5 protein-coding genes are annotated in these 8,932 nt (G+C 63.7%); 3 read left to right on the top strand and 2 right to left on the bottom strand.

The genetic code is table 11. From position 1 onward, the window contains the following. On the bottom strand, positions 1–2,045 hold a 2,045-nt coding region (locus ETQ85_RS26090), incomplete at its 3' end, for an SdrD B-like domain-containing protein (protein WP_187394564.1). 727 nt (positions 2,046–2,772) lie between these two features. On the opposite strand from ETQ85_RS26090, the gene ETQ85_RS03390 reads away from it, so the two are divergent. From ETQ85_RS03390 to ETQ85_RS03380, 3 genes are read left to right on the top strand one after another with little or no spacing between them, the layout of a single operon-like run. Continuing rightward, on the top strand, positions 2,773–4,920 hold the full coding sequence (locus tag ETQ85_RS03390; protein ID WP_148577646.1) for a type I secretion system permease/ATPase: 2,148 nt from the start codon (positions 2,773–2,775) through the stop codon (positions 4,918–4,920). Beyond that, positions 4,917–6,254: an HlyD family type I secretion periplasmic adaptor subunit gene (locus ETQ85_RS03385; RefSeq protein WP_148577645.1), complete on the top strand. Its 1,338-nt coding sequence runs from the start codon at positions 4,917–4,919 to the stop codon at positions 6,252–6,254. Before ETQ85_RS03390 ends, ETQ85_RS03385 begins: the two co-directional genes overlap by 4 nt. After that, on the top strand, positions 6,254–8,074 hold the full coding sequence (locus ETQ85_RS03380) for a TolC family protein (RefSeq protein WP_148577644.1): 1,821 nt from the start codon (positions 6,254–6,256) through the stop codon (positions 8,072–8,074). The genes ETQ85_RS03385 and ETQ85_RS03380 overlap by 1 nt, the downstream gene beginning before the upstream one ends. 49 nt (positions 8,075–8,123) lie before the next feature. Here ETQ85_RS03380 and ETQ85_RS03375 read toward each other — a convergent pair whose 3' ends face one another. Beyond that, on the bottom strand, positions 8,124–8,924 hold the full coding sequence (locus ETQ85_RS03375; protein WP_148577643.1) for a class I SAM-dependent methyltransferase: 801 nt from the start codon (positions 8,922–8,924) through the stop codon (positions 8,124–8,126). Positions 8,925–8,932: the final 8 nt, after the last annotated feature.

Genomic DNA, 8,932 nt, shown 5'->3' with positions numbered 1-8,932 from the left:
CAGACCTTGTCGCCCAGCTCAGCCAGCTTGTAGAAGCCGGCGTCGACGTTCGGGTTGTTCTCGCCGGAGACGAGAGTGATCGGGGCAGTCTGGCCGGCAGCGTTGATGTCGGAATCAAGCGCTTCGTTGCCGCCCAGGTCCTGACCGGTGATCTCGTAGCCAACCGGCTTCACTACGGCCACCGAGTAGGTGCCCGGGGCGACCGTGAAGCTGTAGTTGCCGTTGGCGTCGGTGGTGGCGCTTTGCACCACGTTGCCGCCGGCATCCTTCAACTGCACGGTGACGTTGGCGATGCCCGCTTCGCCGGCATCCTGCACGCCGTTGGCGTTCTTGTCTTCGAAGACGGTGTCGCCCAGGGTGGCGGGACGCTCGTCGACGAAGTCGTTACCGGTGCTGGTCGCGCCCGGGTTCAGCGTCACGGCGATGCTGTTCGGGTTGCCGCCGTCGATGTCGGAAACGTCCAGGTAGCCCGGCTGGTTGGTTTCAACCACCGAGTAGGTACCGGCCGGCACGTTGCTGAACGTGTAGTTGCCGTTGGCGTCGGTGGTGGTGGTCTGCACCACGTTGCCGGTGCTGTCCTTCAGCTGAACGGTGACGCCCGGAATCGGGGTGTCGCCGCTGTCGTTGTTGTCCAGATCCTCGCGAACCGTGCCGGAGATGGAACCCGGGTTGGCGACGATGCCGGCATCCCAGCTCTTGTCCGACTCGCCGGAGTCGAGCACGGTCTGGATGGTCTTGCCGGTGGCGCTGTCGGCGTCGCTGTCAGCGGCGTCCGAACCCGCGTCGCGGGTCGTGAAGCTGTAGCCGGTCGGCAGCGTGGTCTTGTCGAAAGCGACGCTGTAGGTGCCCGGACGCAGGTTGGTAAACAGGTAGTTGCCATTGGCATCAGTGGCAACCGGACCATCAACGAGTTCGCCGTTGGCGTTGAGCAGACGCACGATGACACCCTGGACACCGGCTTCGCCGTCGTCCTGCACACCGTTCTTGTTGGTGTCGAGCCACACGCGATCGCCGATTTCAGCGGTACGGAACAGGCCCGCATCGATGGTGCTGTTCACTTCGCCAGCAGCCACAGTCACCGGGGCGCTGCTGCCAGCAGCGTCAAAATCGCTATCGGTAGCATCGCTCGGGCCCATGTCGGGCTCGGTAACGACATAGCCTGCGGGAGTCACGATGGCGACCGCGTAGGTGCCCGCATCCACGTTGAAGCTGTAGTTGCCGCTGGCGTCCGTGGTGGTGGTTTGCACCACGTTGCCCAAGGCATCCTTCAGTTGCACGGCGACGCCGGCGATGCCGGCCTCACCCGTGTCCTGCACGCCGTTGCCGTTGATGTCTTCCCACACCTGATCGCCGATAACGGCCTGGGCCGGCTGCGGCACATTGAAGGTGATGGTGTTCGGGGTGAGATCCAGATCATTGCCGCCACAACCGTCGGTACCGCCGGTGTCGCGAACCTGGAAGTCGAAGCCGATGGCGCCGCCCGCATTCATCGGTGCGGTATAGGTGAGCTTGCCTGCCACGATGTCGGCAGCCAGGATTTCCTGGCCGGCGATCACGGCAACGCCGTCAAGCAACAGGGAGCCCGTCGCCGGGACGGTGGTGATCAGCACCGATTTGAGGCTGTCGCCCTCGACCGGATCGGTGAAACCGAAGTCGTTGAGGCCCAGCACGTAGAGGTCACCATTGGCGAGGACGAGGGACTCATCGGCGCCGGAAGGGGCGTCATTCACCGGCGTCACGTTGATCGTCAGATCCAGGACAAAGCTGTTGCCGGTGCTGTCCGTGCCGAGAACCCGGACCTTCAGGTCTCCGTTGAAGTTCGGCAGGTAGGACATGTCCACCGTGAAGGTGTCCTTGTCGACGGCGGTGAAATAGCCGGAGGTGGTCTCGACGTACTTGGAGCCGTCGAAAACATAGAGCTTGATGCGTGCAGGTTCCGTTGCGGCGTAATTGGGATCGGCTTGCTTGAGCAGATCGAACAACTCGAAATTCTTGCTGGTGTCTTCGCAAAGGGAAACGCTGGTTGAGTACCGCGAAGTTGCCATGAACGACCTCCATCTTTCTGTTTGTTGTGTCTTCGAATTCCACGGGGAATACGAAGAGGAAAGAAAATCACAGTCTTAACTGCAATTTGCGGGCCACCACGACAACAAAATTCGTCAAAATTAATAATTCGAATCCACCTCAATCACTTAAGGAATTCCAATGCCATTTTCAGAAGTGTAAAAAAACACAAACCACTATTCGGTGTAAAAAAAACCGACACGGCAAACTGAAAGAAAGGGTGCCAAGAAGCACACCAACCCCCTTGAAATTCGTTTCGCCATATCCAGAAAAAACAAATAAACCAATGATTAATATAGCTTTTAATACATAAAAAGGGCTTCAAAACAGGGAGCCTGGACCACCGTCCACCATTCACGGAAACCGCTTTGAAACCCGGGAAAATATCCGACAGGAAATACGCCACACTTCAAGCTGGCCATTTAACACTTTATTGCAGAATTAAAGACCTGGAATAATGCAGCATGCGCAGGCCGAAAGCCGCCGCAAAAACCCATTGTATTTGTTAAAAACAGCAATAAACGCTTTACGAACGATCGCCATTTCGTGAGAAACGTCACCACTTAGGCAAATCGCATCTTCCGGAAAAAATAATCGTGACTTTTTAACATTTGGCATTTGGCCTGTTGTGGCAACATCGCCCCCCTAGTCAATGCGGGCACCGAATTACAAGGGTCCGCGCGGCCTGTCCAACAGAGCAACCTGCCCATGCGCGAAAAATCCCCTTCCACCAACGGAGAAGCTTCGGTCGACGGAGTCATCGACCAGTTGGTATTTCTGGCGCATTTTTTCGGCAAGCGGGCAGATCCGGTCCAGTTGCTGGCAGACACACCAGTTGTCGCCGGACAGATCAGCGAAACCCATATCAGGGAATGCGCCCATCGCGGGGGGCTGGCCTTGTCCCGGGCAAAGAAAAACGTGACGGCGTTCAAGCCCTCCGAACTACCGGCGCTGGTGTTTGCGGCCGACGGTGGCGACCCGCTGATCCTCTTGCGCCGCGACGGCGACAACTTCGAATGCGTGCAGGCAGGTATCCGCGGCAGCGTGACGATGAGCGCCGCGCAGGTGGCCGCCGAATACACGGGGATGGCGTGCTTCGTGCGGCCGATGGTGTTCTTCGACACGCGCAGCCTGCTTTACCACCTGCCCCGCCCGCGCCGCTGGTTCTGGGACACCCTGCTGGCCAACAAGGCCATCTACGGCTGGGCCCTGCTGGCCACCGTGCTGACCAATGTGTTCGCGGCGGTGATCCCCTTCTACACCATGTCGGTATATGACCGCGTCGTGCCCAACAACGCCCTCGACAGCCTGTGGGTGCTGACCGGCGCGGTGGTGGTGGTGGCCCTGTTCGACCTGGTCATCAAGATGCTGCGCAGCTATCTGCTGGAGGCCGCGGCGCGCAAGGCCGACGTGCAGATGTCATCCCACGTGTTCGCCCAGGCCCTGCGCCTGCGCGCGGCCTCCCGCCCGGCCTCGGGCGGTGTGCTGGCCAACATCGTGCGCGACTTCGAGTCGGTACGGGAGTTCGTCACCTCGTCCACCCTGACGGTGCTCGGCGACGTGCCCTTCATGCTGTTCTTCCTGGTCCTGATCGCCATCATCGGCCACTGGCTGGTGTTCATTCCGCTGCTCCTGATCCCGCTCACCGTGGCGGTGTCCTTCCTGATCCGCCGCCCGCTCACCCGCATCCTCGGCAGCAACATGCAGGAATCGGCCCAGCGCACGGCCCACCTGTTCGAAGTGATGAACGGGGTGGACACGCTCAAGTCCCTTGGCGCCGAAGCGTGGGCCCGCCGGCAGTGGGAAATGCTGACCGTCAAAATCTCCGAGAACTCGGTGAAGATGCGCGAGTGGACGTCCTTCGGCACCTACATCTCGCTGCTGGTCACCAACCTCGATTCGATCCTCATCGTGATGTTCGGCGCCATGATGATCAGCGCCGGCGACCTGACCATGGGCCAGTTGATCGCCGTGTCGATGCTGGCCGGCCGGGCCATCACGCCAGCCACCCAGATCGCCTCCCTGATCGTCCGCTACGAGCAGACCCGCCAGGCCCTCGAAGCCCTCGACAAGATCATGGATGCGCCCACCGACGAAACCGCCGACAGCCTGCATCTGCCACGCCTGTCGGGGCGCATCGACTTTCGCGACGCGCACTTTGCCTACCCCAACTCGGCGCCGCTGCTCAAAGGACTCAACCTGCACATCCGGCCCGGCGAACGGGTCGGCTTCATCGGCCGCATCGGCTCCGGCAAGAGCACCCTCTTCAAGCTGATCCTCAACCTCTACAGCCCCGACCAGGGCGCGGTAATGGTGGACGGCATCTCGGTGAACCAGCTCGAACCGCAAAGCCTGCGCCGCCAAATCGGCTATGTGCCCCAGGACGTGGTGCTCTTCCACGGCGACATCCGCGAGAACATTCTGCTCGGCAGCACCCAGGTCGGCGATGAGGAAGTCCTCGAAGCGCTGCGCATGTCGTGCCTCGACGAGACCCTCGCCCAGATGCCCAACGGCCTCGGTACCCAGGTCGGCGAACGGGGCGAACGCCTGTCCGGCGGCCAGCGTCAGGCGGTGTCCATCGCCCGGGCCCTCGTCCAGCAGCCGCGCATGCTGCTCCTCGACGAACCGACCAGCATGATGGACCCGGCCACCGAATCCCGCCTCATCGACAACCTGCGCTCCGTCAAGGGCATGACCGTGCTGCTGGTCACCCACCGGATGGCCATGCTGCCGCTGGTCGACCGGCTGGTGGTACTGGACCAGGGCCGCGTCGTGCTCGACGGGCCGCGCAACGACGTCCTGCGCAAGCTGCAAACCGGCCCGGCCCAGGGCGCACCGAAGGAGTTTGCCGCATGAAACTGAACATCGCCTCCAGCCAGCCCCGCCTCGAAGCCGAAGCGCTCAGCAGCCACCCGGATCTCGACCGCGGCCCGCAGCGGGCCGTGCTGATCCTGCTCGGCACCACCGCCCTGTTTTTCATTCTGTTTTTCACGTGGATGAGCTTTGCACGCCTCGACATCTCGGTGACCGCCATCGGCGCCGTCGTTCCGTCCAGCCGGGTGCAGCAGATCCAGAGCATGGAAGGCGGCATCCTGCAGGCCCTCAACACCCGCGAAGGCAGCGTCGTAAAGAAGGGCGAGGTGCTCGCCGTCGTCCAGAACCTGCAGTTCAACGCCGAACAAGGCGAATCCCGGCAAGCCCTGTGGAGCGCCCAGGCAAGCATCGCCCGCCTCGATGCCGAAGCCCGCAATGGCGCCCCGCAGTTTCCGGCCGAACTGGAGAACAGCGCGCCGGATCTGGTCCGCGAGCAGCGCACGCTTTTGCAAACCCGGCGCCAGGAACGCGAGAACACCCTCGAAACCCTGTCCCGCCAGCTCGCCCAGCGTCAGCAGGAACTGGCCGAGGCGCGCAGCCGCCACCAGACACTGGCCGACTCGATCGGCTCGGCACGGGAAACCCTGGCCATCGAGGAAAAGCTCGCCGCCGCCGGCGCGGGCGCCAGGGCCGACCTGCTCGCTGCCCAGCAGCGCTACACCGGCCAGAAGGGCGAACTGGAAACCACCCGCATCACCATCGGGCGCATCCAGGCCGCCGTTGCCGAAGCCCAGGCCCGCCTGACCGAAACCCGCTCGCGCTTCCAGACCGAGACCAGCAAGGAAAAGAACGAAGCCGAACTGAAGGCCGCCACCCTCACCGAACAACTCACCGGCCGCAACGACCGGGTCGCCCGCCGGGAACTGCGTGCCCCGATGGACGGCGTGGTTAACCGGGTCCTCGTCACCACGGTCGGTGGCGTGGTCAAGGCCGGCGAAAGCATCATGGAAGTGGTGCCGGCCGACGGCCGACTGCTCATTACCGCCAAGGTGAAGCCCTCCGACATCGCCTTCATCAAGGCCGGCCAGGACGCCAAAATCCGCATCAGCGCCTACGACTCATCGATTTTCGGGACCCTGCCGGGCAAGGTCCTGCGCGTCGGCGCCGACGCGGTGGTGGACGCCGAACGCAAGGAAACCTTCTTCGAAGTCTTCCTCGAAGCCCAGAAGAACTTCCTTGGCGATGCCTCCGAGCACCTGACCATCTCCCCGGGCATGGCCGCCGACGCCAGCATCCAGACCGGCAAACGCACGATGATGGAATACATGCTGAAACCCATCGTCAAGACCCTCGACAAATCCCTGCGCGAACGCTGATGATCCGCCACCTCCCTGCCCCGCGCCGCCTCGCCGGCCTGCTCGCCGCCCTCGGCATCGGCTTCGCCACCTGTGGCGCCCATGCCGAAGCCCTGCCGGCGGTGGTGGACAAGGTGCTCCTGCAGCAACCCAGCGTGCGCTCCGCCCAGGCCCTGTTGCGGGCGGCCGACGCCCAGATCACGCAGGTGCGCTCCGACTTCCTGCCCAGCCTCGGCCTCACCTACCGCAACTCCGACGCCCGCGACGAAACCCAGGGCCAGCCGCTCAACCGCAACATTCGGCGCAGCGATGCCAGCCTGCGCTGGAACATCTTCAACGGCGGTGCCGACACCAACCGTCTGCGCTCCATCGGCCTGGCCCGCGATGCGGCCGATGCCGACCTCGACGAAGTGCTGGAGCGGGTCGCCTACGACATCACCGAAAACTACGCCGACGTGGTGCGCCTGCGCCAGACCATGGACAGCCTCAACGCCACCATCGCCCGCCAGGAACGGGTCGAAGCCAACGTGGCGCGCCGGGTCGAGGCCGGGCGCATACCCTCGGCCGAACTGGATCTGATGCACGTCCGCCTGATCCAGAGCCGGACCCTGCTCGGCCAGTTGCGCGCCCAGCTAGGCACCGCCGAATACCGTTATCGCCTGCTCACCGGCCAGGCGCCGGAAGGCCTCGTCGCCCCCGCCATCCAGCCGGCCGACAAGGATGGCGACATCGACGGACTGGTCGAGCGCATCCACGAACGCAACCCGCGCCTGCGCGCCGCGCTGCAGCGCACCGCCGCCCGCCAGGCCGACATCGGGGTAGCCCGTGGCAGCTTCTTTCCGGCAGTCGACCTGAGCTACAGCAAGCGCCTCGACAACACCACCATCCCGGTGCCGGTGTCCGACTCCGACCGCTCGGCCCAGGTGCAGGTCAGCATCGACATTCCCCTCGGTGGCAAGAACATCGGCCGCCATACCGAAGCCGTCGAACGCCACCAGGCCGCCCAGGCTGACGCCGACGACCTCTTGCTGAAGGTCTCGAAGGAGATCACCGACCTGTACCGCCAGTTTGCCGAAGCGCGGGAAATCGCCCCGCTGATGGAAGAGCGGGTAGTCGCCGCCCAGCGCGTCGCCGCCGCCTACGAGCTGCATTTCGAGGCAGGCCGGCGCTCCCTCAACGACCTGTCGATCACCCAGGAAGACCTCTTCAACGCCCAGCGCGCGCTGATCGAAAACCGCGCCCAGCAAACCACTCTGCAAGCCCAGCTCCTCGGCCTCGCCGGCGAACTACGGAGCGCCCTGCGCAGCCGCTATCGCCCGGCACCGATTGCCGCCGAACTGCTCGGCACCGCGCCGTTCTCGCCGGCCCTCGTGGCCGCGCCGTTGCCCACGCTCGAAGCCCCGCCCACCCCGGTGATGGAACTGGTCGAGCCAGCGGTCGGCACCGGTACGCCGGACGAGCAGCTCAGTCGCCAGCTGGAAGCCTGGACCTCCGCCTGGACCGCTCAGGACTTCAATCGCTACCGCACCTTCTACGTCGCCGATTTCAATCCCGGCAAGGGCCGCAGCACAACCGATTGGGAGACCGAACGCCGCCAGCGGCTCACCCAGGCCACCAACCCCGGCGTGCGCATCGCCAACCTCAAGATCCGCGCCCACGGCGATGGACACCTGAGCACCCGTTTCATCCAGCACTACACGGCCGGCCACTACCGCGACACGGTACGCAAGCAGCTCGACTGGGTGAAGGTGGACGGTCAATGGAAGATCGCCGCCGAGACCGTGCTCGCCGCACCGCCGCCTGCACGGCCCAGCGTACCGCCCACTCCGACAGGGCAGTAAGTAAAACAAGGCCAGCGATTTGCTGGCCTTGTTTTGGCGGGCGACCCTGTCAGCGCTCGCGCTTCCTGAGCAACATGTGAATCCAGTTGGGATGGCGGCCCTTCAGGGCCCGGGTAGCCTGGCTGGCATAAAAGCCGAGCCGGGTGCACACCTTCTGAAACACGCTCCGGGCAGGTGGCGCAAGCAGCAGTTTGCCGCAATGCACGCAGGGTTCGTCCTGCGTGTAGGTGCCGTAGGGGTTGCCAGCCAGATCCATCAGGAAGGCAGCCAGGAAATTCGTCGTTTCGTCGGATTCGCCGACGAATGAGGTGTTGACCACTTCATAGCCGGGAAACAGCACCATCAGACGCTGTTCATCGAAGCTGTTCACGTGCCCCCAGGGAGGGTTCTTGCCACCGCAGGAGTAACAGGTGGAGCGCCCCAGCCGCGTGTCCTGCCGGTACGGAACGCCGATGAGAAGATGGCTGCGGCTGACCCGTCCCAACTCGGCGCAGGCCTTGCCGAGCAGCGGGGTCGGTATGTGTTCCAGCACCTCGGCACAGAACACCAGATCAAAGCTGTCATCGGCAAATTCCAGCGCCGACGCATCCCCTTGCACGCAGTCCACGTTCGGATGTTCGAAGGCCGGTTTTTCCAGGTCGAGGGCCACAACCCTGGCATACCGGTCGGCAAGGAGCCGGGAAAAATGCCCCTCCCGTGCCCCCACATCGAGGGCTGCTCCGCCACCGCCGGGAAGCAGGCGCAGCAGATCTTCGGTCCGGCGGCATTCAGACTCTCGCGCCCTGTAATCCTTCAACTCCACCGCGCACTCCTCTGGGCTGCATGGCGTTCGAACATCGTTCGACAGCATCTGCCTGC

Source organism: Zoogloea oleivorans (assembly GCF_008107625.1).
Taxonomy (GTDB): Bacteria; Pseudomonadota; Gammaproteobacteria; order Burkholderiales; family Rhodocyclaceae; genus Zoogloea; species Zoogloea oleivorans.
The sequence above is the reverse complement of the archived record's forward strand: the minus strand, read 5'-3'. Positions and strand labels throughout refer to the sequence as shown.

Coding starts and splice junctions, on each gene's coding strand:
- ETQ85_RS03390 (WP_148577646.1), top strand. CDS start 2,773: ATGCGCGAAAAATCCCCTTCCACCAACGGAGAAGCTTCGGTCGACGGA.
- ETQ85_RS03385 (WP_148577645.1), top strand. CDS start 4,917: ATGAAACTGAACATCGCCTCCAGCCAGCCCCGCCTCGAAGCCGAAGCG.
- ETQ85_RS03380 (WP_148577644.1), top strand. CDS start 6,254: ATGATCCGCCACCTCCCTGCCCCGCGCCGCCTCGCCGGCCTGCTCGCC.
- ETQ85_RS03375 (WP_148577643.1), bottom strand. CDS start 8,924: ATGCTGTCGAACGATGTTCGAACGCCATGCAGCCCAGAGGAGTGCGCG.